The organism is Rhodococcus sp. FW305-130 (assembly GCF_058788335.1).
On record NZ_JBYTAP010000009.1, the window covers coordinates 274,255 to 294,258 of the forward strand.

Genomic DNA, 20,004 nt, shown 5'->3' on the forward strand with positions numbered 1-20,004 from the left:
CACCGATGACACAGAACAGGATTCGCAAGCAAGTTCATCTGGGCGCTCACTTCCCCGGCGTGAACAACACCACGGTGTGGACCGATCCGGCGTCCAAGAGCCAGATCGAGTTCAGCTCGTTCGAGCATCTCGCACGCAGTGCCGAACGCGGATTGTTCGACTTCTTCTTCCTCGCAGAGGGTTTGCGCCTGCGCGAGCATCAGGGCAAGATTCACGACCTCGACGTGGTCGGTCGCCCGGACACCTTCAGTATTCTCAACGCGGTTGCCGGTGTGACAACGCATCTCGGTCTGGCCGGGACGATCAACACCACGTTCAACGAGCCGTACGAGTTGGCCAAGCAGTTCTCGACGCTCGATCATCTCTCCGACGGCCGCGCCGCGTGGAACCTGGTCACCTCTTCGGATGCCTTTACCGGTGAGAACTTCCGCCGCGGTGGGTATCTGGAGCATTCCGAGCGGTACGCACGCGCAAACGAGTTGGTCGACGCAGTACGGACGCTGTGGGACAGTTGGAGCATCGATCGTCCGATCGTCGACCGTGAGCGCGGCGTTTTTGCCACCGACCAGCAGGTCGGTCAGTTCCAACACTCCGGTAAGCAGTTCGACATCACCGGACGCTTCGAAGTACCTCGGAGTCCCCAAGGACACCCAGTACTGCTGCAGGCAGGCGATTCCGACGAAGGACGCGAGTTCGGCGCCGCCAAGGCAGACGCCATCTTCACCGGGCACGGAACGCTCGAAGCAGGCAAGACGTTCTACGCCGACGTAAAGGGACGCTTGGCCAAGTACGGACGCACGCACGCAGACCTCAAGATTCTCCCCGCCGCCACCTTCGTGCTCGGTGACAACGCCGCGGACGCACAGGAGAAGGCGTATCACATCCGGCGGCAGCAGGTCGGACCCCAGACTGCCATCGCTTTTCTCGAACAAGTCTGGGGCAGAGACCTTTCCCAGTACGACGCCGGCGGCCCGTTGCCGAAGGAAGATCCGTCGGACGACGTCAACATCACCCGCGGACGCGTCCGCCACGTCAAGGATCCGCGAGCGGTCGCAGATCAGTGGCGCGCCAAGGCCGAGGCCGAAAACCTCAGCATCCGTGAACTCATCATCGAAGTGACTGCCCGCCAACAGTTCGTGGGTAGTGCAGCGGAAGTGGCTGCCGAGATCGACACCTACGTCCAGGGCGACGCGAGCGACGGATTCATCCTGGTTCCTCACATCACCCCCGCGGGCCTCGACGAGTTCATCGATACCGTCGTACCAGAACTACAGGACCGCGGCAGTTTCCGGACCGAGTACTCAGGAACCACCCTGCGCAGCCATCTCGGGCTGCGCCACCCGTACGAGCAGGCTGAAGGAGTCCGCGCATCATGACCGTTACCGACACTTCCACCAGCACCTTCACCGGCGAGTGGAATGCTTGGCATGCCTCGCGCGACGCCGCCTTCAGTGAACCACTCGGCTGGCTGAGCCTGACTGCGTTGCATTGGCTGGTTGACACCGATTCCACCTTCGCGGACCTGCCCGGTGCGTGGCGCGCCGACGCGAATGCCGCTGTCGTCACCGCGGCGCCGGCCGATGACCTCTCGATCGACGGCGTCGCAGTGGACGGTTCAGTCACTCTGAATCCGATCGAGGGGGCGCCGGGACTGATCGTCAAGCAGGGCGCGCGGTTGGTCGAGGTCATCCGCCGCACCGGCGAGGTGGCTCTGCGGATCCACGATTCGTCGGCCCCGGCATTGGCGCAGTTCAGTGGTATCCCGACCTTCGAGCCGAACCCGCAGTGGCGCATCGAGGGTGTCTTCACAGCTTTCGAGGAGGCTCGCACGGTGACGACGGGTGCGGTCGTCGAGCGCCTCGAGCATCATCACGACGCCCGCGGAACCATCAGCTTCGAACACGATGGTGCAACGCATACGCTGATTGCGTTCGCGGGCAAGGACAACGGCTTTCACATCCTGTTCACCGACGCGACCAGTGGTGTATCCACCTACCCGGCCGCACGCTCGCTGCACGTGAGCGCACCGGAGCCCGGTGGTGCGGTAGCCCTCGATTTCAATCGGGCGTCGAACCTGCCCTGCGCCTTCACCGATTACGCGACGTGCCCCGTCGCCCCCGCCGAGAATCGTTTGCCGTTCGCGGTGGAAGCCGGCGAGAAGACACCGAAGACCCGCGACGGAAGCGCACCGAGGTGAGCGCGCCCCTGTCCGTACTCGACCTCTCTCCGATCAGTGAGGGTGAAACGGCCCGCCAGGCCTTGCGGAACTCGCTGGACCTCGCTCGTTCTGCCGAAGCGTGGGGATACAAGAGGTACTGGGTCGCCGAACACCACTTCGTCGGCGTAGCCAGCTCGTCACCGGCCGTTCTGGTCGGACTGATTGCGGCCGCGACCAACACCATTCGCGTCGGCTCGGCCGCCGTGCTGCTGGGCAACAACACGGCAGCTCAAGTGGTCGAGGCCTTCGGTACCGTCGAAGCGTTGTATCCGGGTCGTATCGATCTCGGTATCGGGCGCAGCGGACAGCGTCGGGTGGAGGCACTTCGTGCCGTCGCTGCCGGAACGCCTGCCCCGGCAGAATCGAAGCGGGAGAACGTCGTACGCGACGGCGTCGTGATCCCGGCGCCCTTCGATCCAACCGGTCTTCTCACGTCACCGAGATTGCAGGCGTCGTTCGAGGCATTGGCGTTTCCGGGCGCGCAGGCGCCGGATTTCGAGCAGCAGGTCGACGACATACTCTCGCTCCTGAACGGCACCCACCGCACCCGCGACGGCATCGAATTGCATGCCAGTCCCGGCGAGGACGCCGACGTCGAATTGTGGGTGTTCGGAAGCAGCGCAGGCCCCAGTGCCGAACTCGCCGGACGACTCGGATTGCCGTTCGGCGCGAATTACCATGTGGCGCCGTCGAGTACGCTCGATGCCGTCGAGGCATACCGAGCAGCATTCCGACCGTCGGCAGTTCTGTCGGAGCCGTACGTGGTCGTGTCCGCGGATGTTGTTGCTGCGGAAGACGATGCGACGGCGAGGGAGTTGGCGTCGACCTTCGCGCACTGGACGTACAGCATTCGCAGCGGGCACGGCGCCATCCCGTACCCCGATCCGGCCACAGCGCTCCCACTTTCCGATGCCGACAAAGCAGTAGTGGAGGATCGGCTGATCACGCAGTTCGTCGGTTCACCCACCACCGTCGCCGACAGGCTCGACAGTTTGCAGAAGCTGACCGGAGCGGACGAATTGGTGATCACCGGGGTGACCCATCGGCACGAGGATCGCCTGCGCTCGTACGAGCTGCTTGCCAAGGAATGGGGACTACCCGCACTACTGGCAGCGTGAGCTTGCCTTGGTCCATTAGTGTCGAGTGATGTTTTCGCCCCGAGATGCGCTTTCCCTTGCTCTTGACGTAGCGCGTGAGGGCATGGAACTCGGGGAGATGCCGATCGGGGCAGTCGTGTTCGACGACGACCGTGTGCTCGGGCGGGCGTACACGCAAGAACGGGCACTTGGCCGACGGGTAGTCCATGCGGACCTTCAAGCGCTCTTGCAGGCCGACGAGGCTCTCGGGTTCACTCGAGCGTCAGGAGAATTGACATTGGCGGTCAATCTCGAACCATGCCTGATGTGCATGGGTGCCGCGATCACACTCGGTGTGACCCGGGTGTGGTTCGCTGAATACGCCACTGGCACTGGCCCCGCCGGGATGCGGGACTGGGCGCGCAGTCTCACCTGACGCCATGGCTTGAAGGAGGTCCGTGAGGCTTACGCCCCGATTGCGCCCGCGATCATCGGCCACGACGCACGCATGTCGGCTTCGAAGAGTCCCCAGGTGTGGGTGCCTTCAGGTCGGAAGCTGAACGTCGCGGGGATGCCGAGTTGACCGAATCGACCCTGTAGGGCAGCGGTGCACATGTTGGTGATGCCTTCGAGCACAGCGCCGGGAACGACTCCGGCAGCCATCGCCAGTGAGTTGATTCCGTCCACCGGGCCGGGAAGGCCGTTGCCGGTGGAGATGAACAGCGCTGTGCCGCGCAGTTTCTCGGCATTGATCAGCGGGTCGTGCGCTGCCCACTGCGGGCTACCCCACGGCCCCCACATGTTGGCTGCGTTTCCTCCGCCGAGTATCTCGACCATCGAGCGCACCGCTGCCTGGCCGAGCGGGTCGCCGGCGCGCGGGCAGCCGCTGTACGAGCCGACGGCGCGGTAGGTGCCCGGCGACTGGATCGCGAGGTCCAGAACCGGTCCACCGGCCATCGACACGCCGCCGAGTGCGTTGACGCCGGTCGTGTTGTATCGAGCGTTGACCGCTGCCGGTAGTTCCTTGGTGAGGTACGTCTGCCATTTGTTGCGGCCGAGCACCGGATCGTCGGCGTTCCAGTCGGTGTACATGCTGAACTTGCCGCCGACCGGCATGACCACGTTGACGTGCTTGTCGTCGAAGAAGTCACGAACTCCGGTGTTGTTGAACCAAGAGATCCCGTCCTCACCGCCGCCGACGCCGGTCAACAGGTAGAAGGTCGGGGCGGGGCCACCGCCGGCCGGGGAAATCACGTCGTTGGCGATCCAGCGGTCCATGGAGGGGGAGTAGACATCGATGCGGCTGACCACTGAATCCGCGCTCGCGGTCGGCGCGCTGAGGCCGAGAAAGCCGGCAGCCATGGCCACCGCCATCGTCAATCGGACCGTGAATCGACGTGCCTTCATTATTTCCCCCTGGCGCAAGCCGGACAGCGTATTTGTGCCTACCAACAGTGGCACAATGCGAAGGAGAGTGACGAATGTCCGGATAACAGTCCGGTAAGAAGATGGAGACAATTGCGTGGGATCGCAGTCGCATCACCCCGAATCCGACGTGATTCGGCTGGCCTTCGGGCTGGCCGCGATCACGGCTGGTGCGGCGCGCAGAACCGCTGGTCTCGCCATTGATTCGGTGCAGCGGATCCCCGTTGTCGGTGACGCACTCGACGACGCGATCACCCAGGTCGCCACCCGCGGCACGGAAGCGATTCGTTCGACAGCGGAATTTGCCGATTCCACGTTGAGAACGGTGATCAAAGCTGTCGTCGACGCTGCTCTTGCCGAAGTCGACATCACGAAGATCGTCGTGGACCACGTGGACATCGACAAGATCGCCGAGACCATCGACGTGGACAAGATTGCCGAACGGGTCTCGCTCGAACCGATCATCGATCGCGTCGACGTCGATGCGATCGCGAGCCGACTCGACGTCAAAGCAGTGATCGATCGCCTCGACCTCGACGGCATCGTCGACAGCGTCGACCTCGAGCGCCAGATCGACCGCGTCGACCTCCTCAAGATCGCCGACCAGGTCATCGAGGGTGTCGACCTCCCACAGATGATTCGTGAATCGACCGGTTCACTCTCCACCGAAGCCGTGCACGGGGCGCGCGTGCAGGGGATGCAGGCGGACGACGCTGTCGCCGGGTTCGTCGGACGATTGTTCGGCCGCGACAACGCACCACCCTCACACGAGCCGCATCCGGACACGAACGCAGGTGAACGCTAGTGGCCCAGGAGAATTCCGGCCCGGCCGGAATCGTCACCCGTGGCCTCGCCGGACTGATCGACCTGGGCGTCGTGCTGATCCTGATGGGTTCCGTGTACGTGGCCTTGGCCTTTGTTCGATTGCTCTTCTCGCCGCAGAGTTTCACGTTCTCGGAACCGGGAATCTTCCTGTCCACGACGGCATTTCTCGGCGTCTCGGTGGCCTACCTGACTGCCTGCTGGGCGACCACCGGTCGAACTGTCGGCTCCCTCGTGATGGGGTTGCGGGTGATCACGTCGGGTCACCGGTTGGTCCGTTGGCCGCTCGCCTTCATCCGTGCGGTGCTCTGTGTGCTCTTCGCCTTCGGATTGCTGTGGTCGGCGGTCGATCGACGGCGACGATCGTTGCAGGACATTGTTCTGCGCACCGAGGTCGTCTACGACTGGCGTCAGGACCCGGATCTGGTGGCACCCCACGGAGGCGAGCACGCATGAGTGAACCGAACCGCCCGGACGAGCGATTCACCCTTGCCAGCGAGCGCACCTTCCTCGCGTGGATGCGTAGCTCGCTTGCCCTGCTGGCGGGCGGCATCGCCGTCGTCCAGTTGGTCCCCGAGTGGAGTACAGGGTGGGTTCGCACGGCGCTCGGTCTGACGTTGATCGCACTCTCGGCAGCAGCCGCCCTCGTCGGTATGCGACGCTGGCTACAGGTGAAGAAGGCGCTCGAGGACGGAGCGGCGATGCCGGAACCGCATGCGCTGTGGCTCTTCGCACTGGCATTGGCCGGGGTTGCCGTCGCGGCCGGCGTGGCAACGGTGGTTACCAGCCTCGCTCGCTGAGATACCTCGCTGAGATACGCAGAGAAGTCCGAGCGGTGTCTGGATAGTCTGCAAAGAACGAGAAGCACGTCAGAGAAGTAAACGAAACAGACGACAAGGGAGTGCACGGTGGCGCAGGAACTCAAGCTCGGATACAAGGCATCGGCTGAGCAATTCGGCCCTCGCGAACTGGTAGAGCTGGCAGTTCTGGCAGAGCAGCACGGCATGGATTCCGTTGCGGTGAGCGATCATTTCCAGCCGTGGCGCCACAACGGTGGACACGCGCCGTTCTCGCTCGCCTGGATGACGGCCGTCGGTGAGCGCACCGAGCGCGTGCAGATCGGCACGTCCGTGATGACGCCGACGTTCCGCTACAACCCGGCGGTCATCGCTCAGGCGTTCGCGACGATGGGATGTCTCTACCCGGGGCGCATCATGCTCGGCGTCGGCAGCGGTGAGGCTCTCAACGAGATCGCCACCGGCTTCCAGGGCGAGTGGCCCGAGTTCAAGGAACGCTTCGCGCGCCTGCGTGAGTCGGTGCGGCTGATGCGTGAGCTGTGGCTGGGCGATCGTGTCGACTTCGAAGGCGAGTACTTCACCACTCGTGGCGCGTCGATCTACGACGTCCCCGAGGGTGGGATTCCCGTGTACATCGCGGCCGGTGGACCCGTTGTCGCCCGGTACGCGGGACGTGCCGGTGACGGCTTCATCTGCACCTCCGGCAAGGGCATGGAGCTCTACACCGAGAAGTTGCTTCCGGCGGTTGCCGAGGGCGCAGCCAAGGCCGAGCGCGACGTCGCCGACATCGACAAGATGATCGAGATCAAGATCAGCTACGACACCGACCCGGAGGCTGCACTCGAGAACACGCGTTTCTGGGCGCCGCTGTCCCTGACGCCGGAGCAGAAGCACAGCATCGAGGATCCGATCGAAATGGAAGCAGCTGCCGACGCTCTGCCCATCGAGCAGGTGGCCAAGCGCTGGATCGTCGCTTCCGATCCCGACGACGCCGTCGAGCAGGTCAAGGCCTACGTCGACGCCGGTCTCAATCACCTGGTGTTCCACGCACCGGGCCACGATCAGCGCCGCTTCCTCGAACTGTTCGAGCGTGACCTCGCGCCCCGCCTGCGTGCTCTTGGCTGATCCTCGAGATCAACTGAACGGTGTCTGCCACTCGACGTGTGGCAGGCACCGTTCGTCTTTCTCGTAGCGGCCGGTTGTCGGCTGCACCGTGAGCGTGACCACGATCAGTGGCAAGGTGGGCGGCGGCCCACACTAGGCTGTTGGGCATGCCAGAAGCGCCCGCTGCCGTGTCGAGTGTCTACGTCGCCTCCCCTGAAGGTGACACCGGAAAATCCACCATCGCGCTTGGCGTGCTGCAGATGTTGTGCGCGACTGTCGCCCGGGTCGGTGTCTTCCGCCCGATCGCCCGCTCGACCGAGGAAACCGACTACATCCTCGAACTGCTGCTAGAGCACACCACTGCCGATCTCTCCTACGCCGACGCACTCGGCGTCACCTACGAGCAAGTTCACGCCGATCCGGAAGCCGCACTGGCCGACATCGTCGCGAAGTACCACACCGTGGCCGAGCAGTGCGACGCCGTCGTGATCATCGGAAGTGACTACACCGACGTCGCAAGCCCCAGCGAATTGAGCTTCAACGCCCGCATCGCCGTGAACCTGGGAGCGCCGGTCCTGTTGGCGGTTCGAGGCGCTCGGCGCAGCGTCGAGGAGGTTGCTCAGCTCGCGCACCTGTGCGCCGCCGAGTTGGCTGCCAACCACGCTCACCTGCTCGCGGTCGTCGCCAATCGCTGCGATCCCGACAAGCTCGACGAGGTCACCGCAGCCCTGTCCGACATCGGTGTTCCGACGTGGAGCCTGCCGGAGATTCCGTTGCTCGTCTCACCCACGATGGCCGAGTTGATGGAAGCCACCGGCGGCGAGTTGTACTCGGGTGACCCGGAACTGCTGCACCGTGAGGCACTGAAGGTGATGGTGGGCGGCATGACCGCCGAGCACATCCTCGAGCGTCTGGTCGAGGGCATGGTCGTCATCGCACCGGGTGACCGCTCGGACGTGCTGCTCGCGTTGCTCAATGCGCATGAGGCGGAGGGATTTCCGTCGCTCGCGGGCATCATCATGAATGGCGGGATCACGCCGCACCCGGCCATCGCGGCGTTGATGGCCGGCCTCAAACAGCGTCTTCCGATCCTCACGACAACCCTCGGCACTTTCGACACCGCAAGCGCTGCAGCCCAAACCCGCGGACGCGTGGCGGTCGGTTCGCAGCGAAAGGTCGACACTGCGCTGAGCTTGATGGAACAGCGCGTCGACGCCGACGTCCTGATGGACCGACTGGCACTGCCGATTCCGTCGGTCGTGACCCCACAGATGTTCGAGTACAAGCTCATCGACCGCGCTCGACGCGATCGCAAGCACATCGTCCTCCCGGAGGGTGACGACGACCGGATCCTGCGCGCGGCCGGCCGGCTGCTGCAGCGCCAGGTTGCCGACCTGACGATCCTCGGCGACGAACCCAGTGTGCGTCGACGCGCAGCGGAACTCGGCGTGGACATCAGCGGCGCGCAGGTCCTCGCGCCCGCGCAGTCCGAGTACACCGAGCGCTTCGCACAGGAATACACCGCGCTGCGGGCGCACAAGGGCATGACCATCGAGCGGGCACGCGAGGTGATCGCCGACATCTCGTACTTCGGAACGATGATGGTGCACTTGGGTATTGCCGACGGCATGGTCTCCGGTGCCGCCCATACCACCGCTCACACGATCCGGCCCTCGTTCGAGATCATCAAGACGGCCCCCGGAGTTTCGACGGTTTCGAGCATCTTCCTGATGTGCCTGGCCGACCGCGTTCTCTCCTACGGTGACTGCGCCGTGGTTCCGGACCCGACGTCGGAGCAGTTGGCGGACATCGCGATCTCGTCCGCACAGACGGCGTCGCAGTTCGGTATCGATCCGCGCATTGCGATGCTCTCGTACTCCACCGGCGATTCGGGCAGTGGAGCCGACGTCGACAAGGTTCGCACCGCGACCGCTTTGGTGCGCGAGCGCCGACCGGACCTGTTGGTGGAAGGGCCCATTCAGTACGACGCGGCCGTCGAGCAGAGTGTCGCTGACAAGAAGATGCCGGATTCTCTGGTGGCGGGCAAGGCCACGGTGTTCGTGTTCCCTGACCTGAACACCGGCAACAACACCTACAAGGCAGTGCAGCGTAGCGCCGGCGCTATCGCCGTCGGCCCGGTTCTGCAGGGACTGAACAAGCCGGTCAACGATCTCTCGCGTGGAGCGTTGGTCCAGGACATCGTCAACACCGTGGCTATCACGGCAATACAGGCACAGGGAGCGTAAGCGTGAGCGACGGCACCGTACTGGTCATCAATTCCGGCTCGTCATCGATCAAATTTCAACTCGTGCATCCGGATACAGCGGAATCGGTAGCGCACGGCCTCATCGAGCGCATCGGTGAACCCGACGGCCACATCGTCTACAACCACCGCACCGGAGTCGAAGACCGCAGCCTCCCCATCGCCGATCACCGTGCGGGACTGAAGATGGTGCTCGACATCGTTGCCGAGGTCGGACGGCCGCTGGGCGAGGCAGGAATCATCGCAGTCGGTCACCGAGTCGTGCACGGTGGTGACATCTTCTATTCGCCGACGCTCATCGACGACGGCGTCGTGAAAGCCATCGAGGATTTGTCGAACCTTGCGCCGCTGCACAATCCCGCCAACGTGATCGGTATCGAGGTGGCGCGCGAAGAACTGCCAGACGTTCCGCACGTAGCAGTGTTCGACACTGCCTTCTTTCACACGCTGCCCGCCGCAGCGTCGACCTACGCGATCGATCGGGATGTGGCCAAGGCCAACCAGATTCGTCGATACGGCTTCCACGGGACCTCACACGAATACGTGTCGGGACGAGTCGCGGACTTCCTCGGCAAGGATCCGGCCGAGCTGAATCAGATCGTTCTCCACCTCGGAAACGGCGCTTCGGCCTCGGCAATCAAGGGCGGCAAGGCTATCGACACCACGATGGGCCTCACCCCGCTCGAGGGTCTTGTCATGGGCACCCGCAGCGGCGACATCGACCCAGGCATCATCTTGCACCTCAATCGCAACTCGGGAATGAAGGTCGACGAGATCGACGACCTCCTCAACCGTCGTTCCGGTTTGAAGGGACTGTCGGGAGTCAACGATTTCCGTGCCCTGCTCGCACTGATCGAGGGCGGCGACGAAGACGCACAACTTGCCTACGACGTCTACGTACACATGCTCCGTAAGTACATCGGCGCCTTCATCGTTCAACTCGGTGGCGTCGACGTCATCACCTTCACCGGCGGTGTTGGAGAGAACAACATCGACGTACGACGCGACAGCCTGGCCGGCCTCTCCCGTCTCGGAATCGAGGTCGACCCGGCTCTCAACGAGGCGAAGAGCCGCGACGAGCGTCGTATCTCCGCATCCACGTCGGCCGTCGAGGTGCTGGTGGTCCCCACCAATGAGGAGTTGGCGATCGCCCGCGCGGCGAAGGCTTTGGTGGCCGCGCTGTAAATCTCGGGGAGCGCGTCAGAAATTGCTGCGCGGACGCACCGCGTTCGCCCGGTCCACGAGGGCGTAGCGGTGCGTGCGGGAGGTCGTGGCGCGGGCGAGGGCGCGAAGGCAGGCTTCGGCTCCGGTGCGCAGACCCTGCTCGGTGAATGGCAGGTCGAGGATGGGTTCGAGTTCGGTGTGCGAGCGGTTTCCGTAGCGAATCCAATCGAGTGCCGTGCCCAACACCAGGGTTCGCATCTGCAGACTTCGGCTCTCCTCGGCCGGTAGCGCGCGAACGCGACGGGCGGCTTCCCTCAGAGTCGATTCGTCGAGTTCGGCGATCGGAACGCCGGACAGCATCGTCAGAGCGCTCGACATCCGTGCGACGTTGTAGTGCCGGGAAGACGTGGGAACTTCGTCGAGGGCGGCGATGGCTGCCTTCTTGTTGCCGTGATCGGCGAGTTGCCTGGCGAGCCCGAATGCTGCGCTGACGTAGTTCCGTTCGGTCCGCCAGACGGTGCGGTAGTACTTCTCCGAGAAGCGGCACCATTGGTCCGGGTCGTCGCTCTCCCAATGCTGGAGGATCAGTTCTGCTGTCGCCGCCAACGCGAGTTTGGGTGCAGCCTCGCCCGGCAGAGCCGTCAGGACGGTCTCGAAATGACTGAAGGCGGGCTCGAATCGGTCCAGTTGCAACGCTGCAAGCCCTCGATACCACTCGATCTTCCAGTGATCACCGATGCTCTGCTGGAGTTCGTCCAGAACACTCAGCGCGGTCTCCGGATCGCCGAGATCGAGATGAGCCTTGGCCTCGGCCAGTCGGACCTCGCCGGAGATGGCGGCCGCCGGTGTGCCTGACGTTCGGTCGATTCCGTTCTCGCGGGCGTGTTTCAACGCATCGAGAGTCTGAGACGGTTCGCTGTGCACCGCTGCCGCCAGCAACGGCGCGCTGGGATCGGTGGGGTCGACCAACGGGATGGGAAGTGCGTGCGCAACTTCGCGCGGATCGAGAGCAGCGTCGTGGCTGATACCGTCGACGTACACATCGGTTTGCCCGACCAATTCGTCGGTGCCGAAAGACGTTCGCTGCCTGCTGAACACGAGCGAGAGCCCGGGATTCTCCTGCCCGGTCTGCTCCGCGAGAATTTCTCGCAGAACGCCGGTGAGTTGGCCCGCGATCTCCTCGGCCGACTGGAAACGCTTCTTCGGATCCGGGTCGGTGGCGCGCAGCAGCAGGCGGTGGAAGAACTCGTTGTCCCGCAGCAGTGGCTCGTCCTCGGGTTCGGGAAGGCCGTCGAGGTACCGTCCGTGCTTCGAGGGCATGTCGAGGGTGAGAACCGCGAGTGTTCTTCCAACGGTGAAGATGTCGGAGGCGATGGTCGGGCCGGTCTCGATGATCTCCGGCGCTTGATAGCCGGCAGTGCCGTACAGGTATCCGTAGTCTTCGATTCCGGATACGGCGCCGAGGTCGATCAGCTTCAGCTGGTCCTCGGTGACCATCACGTTCTCGGGTTTGAGGTCGTTGTACGCCAGGCCGGTGGAATGCAGATAGCTCAGCGCCGGAAGGATTTCCAGTACGTAGCCGATTGCCTGCTCGATCGGCATGTGCTTGCCGTCCGGGAATTCGGCCAGCACCTCGCGCAATGATCGTCCGCCCACGTACTCCATGACGATGTACCCCATGGGTGTCCCGTCCGGGCGCGGATGCTCGACGAAGTTGAAGATCTTGACGATGCTGGGGTTGGCGACCTCGGCGAGGAACTGACGCTCGGCTACCGCAACGGCTTGCGCTTCGGAATCACCGAAATGCAGGAGTCCCTTGAGAACTACCCACCTGTCGCTGACATTACGATCGATCGCGAGGTAGATCCATCCGAGGCCGCCGTGCGCGATGGGCCCTTGAACCTCGTACTGACCTGATACCAATTCGCCCTCTTCGAGGAGTGGGCGGAAGTCGAAAGTGGAACCGCACTTGGGGCAGGTGCCGTGCTGAGTTGCCTTGGTGCTTGCGCTCTTACGGCCGACCGGTTCGTTGCATTTCCAACAGAACCGTTTGCGCTCGGGGACCGTCGGGTCACTCATCACCGCAGATGCGGGGTCGATCTGCGGGACGGGGGGAACTTCGACCAGGCCGCCGCCGAGGCGCAGCTTTCGTCCCGACCGGCTGCGGCGGGATCGAGTGGAGCGGCCGGTAGGGGAGGAGGATGCGGACGGCGTGGTTCCTCGTATCTGGGCCGAGGTCGGTTCGAGGCGCTCGTAGGCGCCGGTGGCTTCGGGTTCGGAGCGTACGGAGGCTTGCGTGGAGTCAGGCTCGCGGTGAACCGCCTGCGTGGAGTCAGGCTCGGGGCGTACGGAGGCTTGCGTGGCGTCGGGCTCGGGGCCGGATTCTTCGGTCATGTCAGCCTCAATCCCGGTAGACGGCCGGCGGGGGACCGGGTGACGGACCGAGGACGCTGAGCCAACGGTCGTAGATACGGTTCCAGGTCCCGTCACCCCGGATCCGCTCGAGGGTTCCGTTGACGAATCGGACCAAGTCGGGGTTGTCCTTGTTCACTCCGATTCCGTAGGGTTCGACGCCCAACGAACCACCGACCATCATGAGATACGGGTCTTGCGAGGCGAGTCCGGCGAGGATCGTGTCGTCGGTGCTGATCGCGTCCACCTGCCCCTGCTGGAGGACGACGAGGCAGTCGGACCACATCGGGACGGTCACGACGGTGGCTTCGGGTTGGAGCTCCTGGATTCGCGTGGCCGACGTCGTTCCCCGGGCAGCGCAGACTCGCTTGCCTGCGAGATCGGCGATGCCGCGTACCGGTGAACCCTGCAGGACCTGAATTCGTTGCTCGGCAGAGAAGTACTGCGTCGAGAAGTCGACCTTCTCGCGCCGCTCGCACGTGATGGTCATGGTTTTGACGACCACGTCGACCATGGATTCCTGGAGTGCGGCGATCCGATCGTCCGAGGTCAGGATTCGGTACTCGATCTTCTCCGGGTCGCCGAGCAGATCGCGGGCGATCTCGCGGGCGATGTCCACGTCGAAGCCTTCGAGGCGTCCGGTCGCCGGATCGCGAAAGCTCATGAGGTTGGAACCGGTGTCCAGGCCCACGATCAGCCGCCCGCGGGCGCGGATGGCGTCGAGGCTCGGCGTGGGTGGCTGCGGAGATGCGTCTGCGGGTGTGGGGCGCAGGCTTGCAGTGAGGTTGGTGCACGACGCGGTAGTCGTCGGTGTCGGACTGGGCGCGATGGTGGCCTCGGCCGGCAGCGGCGGTTCCGTGTACGACGTGGCGGCCGCGTTGTTCAGGTCTTCGGCTCGATCTGCACCGCAACCGGCGAGCGCCAGCACGGACGCTGCCAGAACCGCGACGCACACGGCCGGGAGCTTCCTCCGCATCTCCGGTACTCCCGTCACTGATACTCCCGCAGTCGGGGCCAGAACCCGATGAAGATTCCGGCAACTCCGAGAACTGCCAATACAGTCATGCCCGGTGCAGAGGCAGCCAACACACGTGAGGCGTACGAGACGTCGGACCGAAGATTTGTGCGCGAATCCACGATTCCTTGCCAGAGTTCGTGATCGAGCTTTCCGTATTCCGCGGCCGAATCCTGTTCTCCGGAGCCGATGGTGATGGCGGCAGCGGAAGTGAAGTCGCCGGTCCCGAGACGGTCGTACATGCGCGTGTGCGCAGCCACCCATTGCTCGCGCGAATCCAGTGCGGCGGTCAGCACCTCGTTGTTCACTCGGGCGCGTTCGTCGCTGCGTAGGCCCTCGAGGATGTCGCGCAGGGCGTCGACCTTGCGAGTGAACGTCACGTTGTCCTCGGCAGTTGAATCCCGTCTCGCCAACGTGAGGGTTTCGACGGTACGTGCCTGCTGTGCCATGATCCGGGCCTCGGTCAGTTCGTGCAGTGGCTCGGCGCCCGCGTCGAGTGCACGTCCGGTGGCAAGTGCGGACACCAGTCCGACGGTGAGCAGCCACAGCAGCGCAGCCGCGACGGCGAGCGAGGCAAGGATCAACCCGAGATTGAAGCGTCGGCGACTCTTGCGGGAGAAGTACACCTGTGTTGCCACCAGCGCGCACAACACGAGGACGAATGCCACGATCGGCCACCACGGTGGAGTCTCGAAATCGCGCTGTACCTGCGAGACCAGGGTCTCCTGCGAGGCGTGCAGTTGCTGAGCCATCGGCAGCAGCGAGGTCTGCATCAACTGCGAGGCCTCGCTCAAATATGCTGCCCCGACCGGGTTTCCGACGCGATTGTTCGCCCGTGCAGTTTCGACCAGCCCGGTGTAGACGGAGAGGTCGGTCGAGATGGTGGTCAACGCGCTGTGCCCGGCAAGATCAGTCGAGTCGAGACCGGCCGATGCCTGGACGATCTCCGCCGACGCCTCACCGATCGACTGCGTGTATCGGTCGCGTACTTCGGCGGGTTCGAGGCCGCCGGAGATGAAGGCGGTGGCCGCGGCGGCGTCTGCCAAAGACAACGCGCTGTAGAGGTTCTGGGCCGAGTTGGCGAGAGGTTCGGTTTCGACGAGGAGGAGGTCGAGGTTCGCCTGTCGGTTCTCGATCGCTGCGGTGGCGAGGAGTCCGGCGATCAAGGTGATCGCAATCAAGATCACTCCGACGACGGTCAACCGGCCGGGCGTCGAGGACATGAATGCCTGGAGTTCGCGCCGCAGAAGTGCTCGCTCGTCCTCCGCCGATACCGAAGTGCCCTCGGAGGGCGGCAGCGACCGGGGTTCGATGGACGGGACGACACGGTCGACCATCGAGCACCTCACTTCGCTGTAGGCGGGCTACCGAGAAATGATGCCGCCGAGAAATGATTCAGGGCATCTTCGCGAGCATATAAGCATCACCTACACCTGGAGCAGTTTGAAACGGTTAGTGTGGGACAACGGCGAGAGCAGGCGGAGCGAGGTAGTCGATGCGTGGTGACGGTGACGGTTGGTCGATCGGACCGGACGGTACTCGGCATTGGGGTAAACACGGAGCCGCTGGACTGCTTCTGCGCGCCCCCGATTCGGACGGATCGCCCCTGGTCTTGCTGCAGCATCGTGCGGCGTGGAGCCATCAAGGTGGTACCTGGGCATTGCCCGGTGGAGCACGGGACTCACACGAAAGCACGACGCACGCCGCTGTCCGGGAGGCACACGAAGAAGCCGGAATCGCCGAAGACGCCGTTCGCGTCCGCGGTGAGGTAGTGACGATGCACGCGGAGAGCGGGTGGACCTACACCACCGTCGTGGCTGATGCGGCACATCCACTGTCGACGGTTGCCAACGGTGAGAGCACCGAGTTGCGGTGGGTGCGTGAAGCCGACGTCGATTCGCTGCCATTGCATCCGGGATTCGGTTCCTCGTGGCCCGAGCTCCGGACTGCGCCTGTACCAGCCGAGACCGAAGACCTACAGCCCGGCGACCCACACACCGTCGTACTCGAAGACGGTGGCTTCGGATGGTTGTCGGGCAGCTCGCACCAAGGCAGTTCCCACCGAGGCAGTTCCCACCAAGGCAGTGAGCAGTCAGGCAGTGACCAGAACCTGTCCGAGGCGTCGAGTACGCAGTCTTAACAGGGCATATACAGCAGAAGGGCCGGACTCCTCAGGAGTCCGGCCCTTCTGTGTTTCGGTCTCCCGACCGAAACGAGGCTCAGCTGAGCGAGTTCAGCGCCGTGATGAAGCTGACCGCGGTGATACCGAGCTTGAGCAGCTCGCTGATCTTGCCGAGGTTCAGGTCTTCGAGCGATTCGGTGCTGAGCGAGCCGGTGTCGAGGGATCCCATTTAGTGCTCCTAGGTTCAGTTAGTAACTGGAGGTAAACTACAACAAACCGAATGGGATGTGACACGCAATCGAAACAACTGTGATCAAGATCACGTAATCCGACTTTTCGGACATCCAATCGCACCTAGGAACTGGGGGTTTGTTGTCTGATCGGACAACTTCCGTTCATGTTTCGAGTCAGGCGTGCTGACCCGTAACTGTGCAGAAATCGCCCGGCAAACAGTTGACGGTCGCCAGTTACCGGTTTTCAGCGTCCAGCGACGGCGGCGGCGAGGCGCTGCGCAGCCGCCTGGGGATCCGACGCCTGCGTGATTGCACGCACGACGACGATGCGCGTGGCACCGGCATCGAGCAGCTCCGGCAGGCGTTCCTCGTCGATGCCGCCGATTGCGAACCATGGGCGCGGCGGTGCGGCGTCGGCGGTCGATCGAACCAGTTCCAGACCGGACGCACTTCGATTCGGTTTGGTCGGTGTCGCCCAGACCGGCCCGGTGCAGAAGTAGTCGACGCCCTCTTCGATTGCGGCCAGACTCGCCTGCGCGCGACTACTCGTCGAACGCCCGATGACGACGTCTTCACCGACAACGGTTCGTGCGTAGGGGACGGGAATGTCGTTCTGCCCGAGGTGGAGGATGTCGGCACCGGAAGCCATCGCGAGATCCGCGCGATCGTTCACGGCCAACAATGCGCCGTGGCGTCGCGCTGCGGCCGCGAGAATGCCCAGTGCTACCAGTTCGTCCTTGGCCTCGAGCGGGCCGAACTCGCGCTCACCGGCAGAGCCCTTGTCACGCAATTGGATGATGTCGACTCCGCCGGACAATGCTGCCTCGGCGAACTGCGCGAGGTCGCCTTTCTCGCGGCGCGCGTCGGTGCACAGGTACAGCCGTGCTGCTGCCAGGCGCTCGCGCCGGTCGATGACGTTACTGGGATGTGTGGGGTGCACGGAGCAAACGGTAGCCTCTAGGGAGCAAGGTTCGACACGGGAGTCCTGAAACGTCGTTGTCACTTTTTGTCGTGACTGCGAGGTTCGTGGGGCTGAGAGGGGATCGCGACCAGATCCCGACCGTCAGACCTGACCCGGATCATGCCGGCGCAGGAAGTGGAGGTGGAGTTTCGTGAGTACACACGCTCGTACGGTGTCGGTTGTCGGCGGCGGTGTCATCGGTCTCGCCATTGCGTGGCGAGCCGCCCGCGACGGGTGGTCCGTTCGGTTGTACGACCCGTCCATTGGATCAGGTGCTTCGTGGGTGGCGGGCGGAATGCTCGCCCCGCTTTCCGAAGGCTGGCCGGGTGAAGAGACAGCGTTGACGGTTGGTGCGGCGTCCCTGGAACGGTGGCCGACGTTCGGTGAGGAGCTCGGAAAGTTCGGGCCATCGGTCTTCACCGCGGACAGTTCGCTGACGGTTGCACTCGATGCGGCCGACGCGCAGGACCTGCAGACCATCGCCGAGTGGGTGACCGCGCAGGGCCATGAACTCGAAGTTCTCGGTCGCGCCCGCATCCGCGAACTCGAACCGATGCTCGGCCGGGGCATCCGGTCGGGACTGATGGCTGTCGGTGAGTCCGCCGTCGACAACAGACTTCTGCTGGAGGCGTTGCAGAAGGCCTGTGCGGAATCCGGTGTCGAATTGATCGCGCGTGCCGTCAACGACCTCGCCGAACTCGATACCGACCAGATAGTGCTCACCGCCGGTATCGCGTCACCCAAGCTGTGGCCCGGGTTACCGGTACGCCCGGTCAAGGGCGAAATCCTTCGCCTGCGGAGTAGGCCTGGAGTCACCCCGGCGCCCAGCCGCACCATCCGCGGAAGCGTCCACGGGCGGCCCGCCTACCTCGTCCCGCGCGGTGACGGAATCGTCGTCGGCGCAACACAATACGAGTCCGGTGAGGACACACAGGTCACGATGGCCGGAGTACGCGACCTGATCAACGACGCCGAGGCACTGATGCCGGCGATCGGCGAATACGAACTGTACGAATGCGCGGCAGGCCTGCGTCCCATGACGCCGGACAACCTGCCCTTGATCGGGCGCGTGTCCGATCGTGTTGTCGTCTCCACCGGACACGGACGCAACGGTGTCCTGCTGACGCCCGTCACCGCCGATGCGACGGTCGCGTTGCTGAACGGCACATCTTTGGTCGAGGTAAAAGGAACCGAACCCGAGCGGTTCGCAGTAGTTAAGGAAAATTCATGAGTGAGCAGGTCCCGATCGGGATCACCGTCAACGGCGAAGATCTCGAGTTCGATCGAGCAGTCACGGTGACCGAGCTACTGACGCACCTCGAGTTGCCGAGCAAGGGTATCGCCGTCGCCGTCGACGGTGCGCTCTTTCCTCGCGGGCGTTGGGACGAATCCGTCGGACGTGGTTGGGAAATCGAGATCCTCACGGCGGTGCAGGGTGGCTGAGCAGGACCTTCTCACTATCGCTGGCCGCACCTTCGGTTCCCGGCTCATCACCGGAACAGGCGGCGCCGCCAACCTTGCGGTGCTCGAGGAAGCGCTTGTCGCCTCCGGCACCGAACTGACCACCGTCGCGATGCGGCGAGTCGACGCGGCCGGCGGCACGGGTGTTCTGGACCTGCTTCGTCGTCTCGGAATCGAACCGTTGCCGAACACCGCCGGGTGTCGGGGCGCCGCCGAAGCAGTGCTGACGGCGCAGTTGGCACGCGAAGCGCTCGAGACGAACTGGGTCAAACTAGAAGTCATCGCCGACGAGCGGACGCTGCTGCCCGACGCAATCGAACTCGTCTCCGCCGCAGAACAATTGGTGGACGACGGATTCACCGTTCTGCCGTACACGACGGACGATCCGGTGCTGGCGCTTCGCCTCGAAGAGGTTGGTTGCGCTGCGGTCATGCCGCTCGGTTCACCGATCGGCACCGGGCTGGGTATCGCGAATCCGCACAACATCGAGATGATCGTCGAGCGCGCCGGCGTGCCCGTCATCCTCGACGCCGGGATCGGAACGGCCAGCGACGCCACCCTTGCCATGGAGTTGGGCTGCGACGCCGTCCTACTTGCGACAGCGGTGACGCGGGCCAAGAATCCCGCGCTGATGGCGTCGGCGATGCGTCACGCTGTCGTGGCAGGTTTCGAGGCGCGGCACGCCGGCCGGATCCCCAAGCGATTCTGGGCTCAAGCGTCGTCCTGAGGGACGAGATCCGGGTGATTTCTCGGGGTTCTGCCCGAATTGCCCGGACTCATGTCCTACCTGAGTACCACTCGGAACTAGACCTGTGGCCGATGTGCTGGTCATTGCCGGTAGGGCAGAGTTCTCCTCATGATTGAACTGAGGGGATTGACCAAGGTTTACGGACCGACGAAAGCGGTGGACGATTTGTCGTTCACGGTCAAG

General features: G+C 64.0%; 20 protein-coding genes and 1 riboswitch. Of the genes, 14 read left to right on the top strand and 6 right to left on the bottom strand.

What is annotated here, in order from left to right; genetic code table 11:
* Window positions 1-5 precede the first annotated feature (5 nt).
* The 4 genes from AC3WQS_RS26705 to AC3WQS_RS26720 are packed head-to-tail and all read left to right on the top strand — an operon-like array spanning window position 6 to window position 3,730.
* Window positions 6-1,376: an NtaA/DmoA family FMN-dependent monooxygenase gene (locus AC3WQS_RS26705; RefSeq protein WP_492712878.1), complete on the top strand. Its 1,371-nt coding sequence runs from the start codon at window positions 6-8 to the stop codon at window positions 1,374-1,376.
* Entirely contained in the window at window positions 1,373-2,197 is an 825-nt protein-coding gene (locus tag AC3WQS_RS26710) for a DUF1684 domain-containing protein (protein ID WP_492712877.1), read from the top strand. The genes AC3WQS_RS26705 and AC3WQS_RS26710 overlap by 4 nt, the downstream gene beginning before the upstream one ends.
* Window positions 2,194-3,336 (top strand): LLM class flavin-dependent oxidoreductase, encoded by a 1,143-nt coding sequence (locus tag AC3WQS_RS26715; protein ID WP_492712875.1) that lies wholly within the window; start codon window positions 2,194-2,196, stop codon window positions 3,334-3,336. The genes AC3WQS_RS26710 and AC3WQS_RS26715 overlap by 4 nt, the downstream gene beginning before the upstream one ends.
* A gap of 28 nt (window positions 3,337-3,364) precedes the next feature.
* Complete coding sequence (locus AC3WQS_RS26720; protein WP_477994062.1) at window positions 3,365-3,730, top strand: nucleoside deaminase; 366 nt, start codon at window positions 3,365-3,367, stop codon at window positions 3,728-3,730.
* Between the two features lie 29 nt (window positions 3,731-3,759).
* Here the strand turns inward: AC3WQS_RS26720 and AC3WQS_RS26725 are convergent, their stop codons facing one another.
* Window positions 3,760-4,701 carry an alpha/beta hydrolase gene (locus AC3WQS_RS26725; protein ID WP_029538606.1) on the bottom strand — a complete coding sequence of 314 codons (942 nt, stop codon included), beginning with the start codon at window positions 4,699-4,701 and terminating at the stop codon, window positions 3,760-3,762.
* A 115-nt stretch (window positions 4,702-4,816) separates the two neighbouring features.
* On the opposite strand from AC3WQS_RS26725, the gene AC3WQS_RS26730 reads away from it, so the two are divergent.
* The 6 genes from AC3WQS_RS26730 (at window position 4,817) to AC3WQS_RS26755 (ending at window position 10,890) form a co-directional block, all read left to right on the top strand.
* Complete coding sequence (locus tag AC3WQS_RS26730) at window positions 4,817-5,524, top strand: hypothetical protein (protein ID WP_336504939.1); 708 nt, start codon at window positions 4,817-4,819, stop codon at window positions 5,522-5,524.
* The gene (locus tag AC3WQS_RS26735; protein ID WP_019749509.1) at window positions 5,524-5,997 is read left to right on the top strand and encodes an RDD family protein; all 474 of its coding nucleotides are present in this window, start codon (window positions 5,524-5,526) and stop codon (window positions 5,995-5,997) included. Before AC3WQS_RS26730 ends, AC3WQS_RS26735 begins: the two co-directional genes overlap by 1 nt.
* On the top strand, window positions 5,994-6,341 hold the full coding sequence (locus AC3WQS_RS26740) for a YidH family protein (RefSeq protein WP_019749510.1): 348 nt from the start codon (window positions 5,994-5,996) through the stop codon (window positions 6,339-6,341). The genes AC3WQS_RS26735 and AC3WQS_RS26740 overlap by 4 nt, the downstream gene beginning before the upstream one ends.
* Before the next feature lie 108 nt (window positions 6,342-6,449).
* The gene (gene fgd, locus AC3WQS_RS26745; RefSeq protein ID WP_003944371.1) at window positions 6,450-7,463 is read left to right on the top strand and encodes a glucose-6-phosphate dehydrogenase (coenzyme-F420); all 1,014 of its coding nucleotides are present in this window, start codon (window positions 6,450-6,452) and stop codon (window positions 7,461-7,463) included.
* A 146-nt stretch (window positions 7,464-7,609) separates the two neighbouring features.
* A complete protein-coding gene (gene pta, locus AC3WQS_RS26750; RefSeq protein WP_003944313.1) occupies window positions 7,610-9,688 on the top strand; it encodes a phosphate acetyltransferase in 2,079 nt (692 codons plus the stop codon).
* A 2-nt stretch (window positions 9,689-9,690) separates the two neighbouring features.
* The gene (locus AC3WQS_RS26755; protein ID WP_492712873.1) at window positions 9,691-10,890 is read left to right on the top strand and encodes an acetate kinase; all 1,200 of its coding nucleotides are present in this window, start codon (window positions 9,691-9,693) and stop codon (window positions 10,888-10,890) included.
* Between the two features lie 15 nt (window positions 10,891-10,905).
* On the opposite strand, the gene AC3WQS_RS26760 is transcribed toward AC3WQS_RS26755, so the two are convergent.
* The 3 genes from AC3WQS_RS26760 to AC3WQS_RS26770 are packed head-to-tail and all read right to left on the bottom strand — an operon-like array spanning window position 10,906 to window position 15,633.
* Window positions 10,906-13,263 (bottom strand): serine/threonine-protein kinase, encoded by a 2,358-nt coding sequence (locus tag AC3WQS_RS26760; protein ID WP_492712872.1) that lies wholly within the window; start codon window positions 13,261-13,263, stop codon window positions 10,906-10,908.
* A gap of 7 nt (window positions 13,264-13,270) precedes the next feature.
* Window positions 13,271-14,257, bottom strand: a complete 987-nt coding sequence (locus tag AC3WQS_RS26765) for a glutamate ABC transporter substrate-binding protein (RefSeq protein WP_020968847.1) — start codon at window positions 14,255-14,257, stop codon at window positions 13,271-13,273.
* A gap of 14 nt (window positions 14,258-14,271) precedes the next feature.
* Window positions 14,272-15,633: a GlnX family signal transduction membrane protein gene (locus tag AC3WQS_RS26770; protein ID WP_029254777.1), complete on the bottom strand. Its 1,362-nt coding sequence runs from the start codon at window positions 15,631-15,633 to the stop codon at window positions 14,272-14,274.
* 158 nt (window positions 15,634-15,791) lie between these two features.
* On the opposite strand from AC3WQS_RS26770, the gene AC3WQS_RS26775 reads away from it, so the two are divergent.
* Window positions 15,792-16,436: an NUDIX hydrolase gene (locus AC3WQS_RS26775; protein ID WP_336504937.1), complete on the top strand. Its 645-nt coding sequence runs from the start codon at window positions 15,792-15,794 to the stop codon at window positions 16,434-16,436.
* 79 nt (window positions 16,437-16,515) lie between these two features.
* Here AC3WQS_RS26775 and AC3WQS_RS26780 read toward each other — a convergent pair whose 3' ends face one another.
* Window positions 16,516-16,647, bottom strand: a complete 132-nt coding sequence (locus tag AC3WQS_RS26780) for a hypothetical protein (RefSeq protein ID WP_003944354.1) — start codon at window positions 16,645-16,647, stop codon at window positions 16,516-16,518.
* 248 nt (window positions 16,648-16,895) lie between these two features.
* Window positions 16,896-17,591, bottom strand: coding sequence for a thiamine phosphate synthase (thiE, locus tag AC3WQS_RS26785; protein ID WP_019749516.1), 696 nt, complete (start codon window positions 17,589-17,591; stop codon window positions 16,896-16,898).
* Window positions 17,592-17,617: 26 nt separating this feature from the next.
* A riboswitch (TPP riboswitch) is annotated at window positions 17,618-17,764 on the top strand.
* Here thiE and thiO point away from each other — a divergent pair.
* From thiO to AC3WQS_RS26800, 3 genes are all read left to right on the top strand, one after another.
* Window positions 17,764-18,843 (top strand): glycine oxidase ThiO, encoded by a 1,080-nt coding sequence (gene thiO, locus AC3WQS_RS26790; RefSeq protein WP_080910214.1) that lies wholly within the window; start codon window positions 17,764-17,766, stop codon window positions 18,841-18,843. (Overlaps the previous riboswitch by 1 nt.)
* On the top strand, window positions 18,840-19,055 hold the full coding sequence (thiS, locus tag AC3WQS_RS26795) for a sulfur carrier protein ThiS (protein ID WP_003944402.1): 216 nt from the start codon (window positions 18,840-18,842) through the stop codon (window positions 19,053-19,055). Before thiO ends, thiS begins: the two co-directional genes overlap by 4 nt.
* Window positions 19,048-19,800, top strand: a complete 753-nt coding sequence (locus AC3WQS_RS26800) for a thiazole synthase (RefSeq protein ID WP_020968851.1) — start codon at window positions 19,048-19,050, stop codon at window positions 19,798-19,800. The genes thiS and AC3WQS_RS26800 overlap by 8 nt, the downstream gene beginning before the upstream one ends.
* Window positions 19,801-20,004: the final 204 nt, after the last annotated feature.

Bases quoted from the DNA above. Each gene is read 5' to 3' on its own strand.
- AC3WQS_RS26705 (WP_492712878.1), top strand. From the start codon at position 6: ATGACACAGAACAGGATTCGCAAGCAAGTTCATCTGGGCGCTCACTTC.
- AC3WQS_RS26710 (WP_492712877.1), top strand. From the start codon at position 1,373: ATGACCGTTACCGACACTTCCACCAGCACCTTCACCGGCGAGTGGAAT.
- AC3WQS_RS26720 (WP_477994062.1), top strand. From the start codon at position 3,365: ATGTTTTCGCCCCGAGATGCGCTTTCCCTTGCTCTTGACGTAGCGCGT.
- AC3WQS_RS26725 (WP_029538606.1), bottom strand. From the start codon at position 4,701: ATGAAGGCACGTCGATTCACGGTCCGATTGACGATGGCGGTGGCCATG.
- AC3WQS_RS26740 (WP_019749510.1), top strand. From the start codon at position 5,994: ATGAGTGAACCGAACCGCCCGGACGAGCGATTCACCCTTGCCAGCGAG.
- pta (WP_003944313.1), top strand. From the start codon at position 7,610: ATGCCAGAAGCGCCCGCTGCCGTGTCGAGTGTCTACGTCGCCTCCCCT.
- AC3WQS_RS26760 (WP_492712872.1), bottom strand. From the start codon at position 13,263: ATGACCGAAGAATCCGGCCCCGAGCCCGACGCCACGCAAGCCTCCGTA.
- AC3WQS_RS26765 (WP_020968847.1), bottom strand. From the start codon at position 14,257: ATGCGGAGGAAGCTCCCGGCCGTGTGCGTCGCGGTTCTGGCAGCGTCC.
- AC3WQS_RS26770 (WP_029254777.1), bottom strand. From the start codon at position 15,633: ATGGTCGACCGTGTCGTCCCGTCCATCGAACCCCGGTCGCTGCCGCCC.
- AC3WQS_RS26775 (WP_336504937.1), top strand. From the start codon at position 15,792: ATGCGTGGTGACGGTGACGGTTGGTCGATCGGACCGGACGGTACTCGG.
- AC3WQS_RS26780 (WP_003944354.1), bottom strand. From the start codon at position 16,647: ATGGGATCCCTCGACACCGGCTCGCTCAGCACCGAATCGCTCGAAGAC.
- thiS (WP_003944402.1), top strand. From the start codon at position 18,840: ATGAGTGAGCAGGTCCCGATCGGGATCACCGTCAACGGCGAAGATCTC.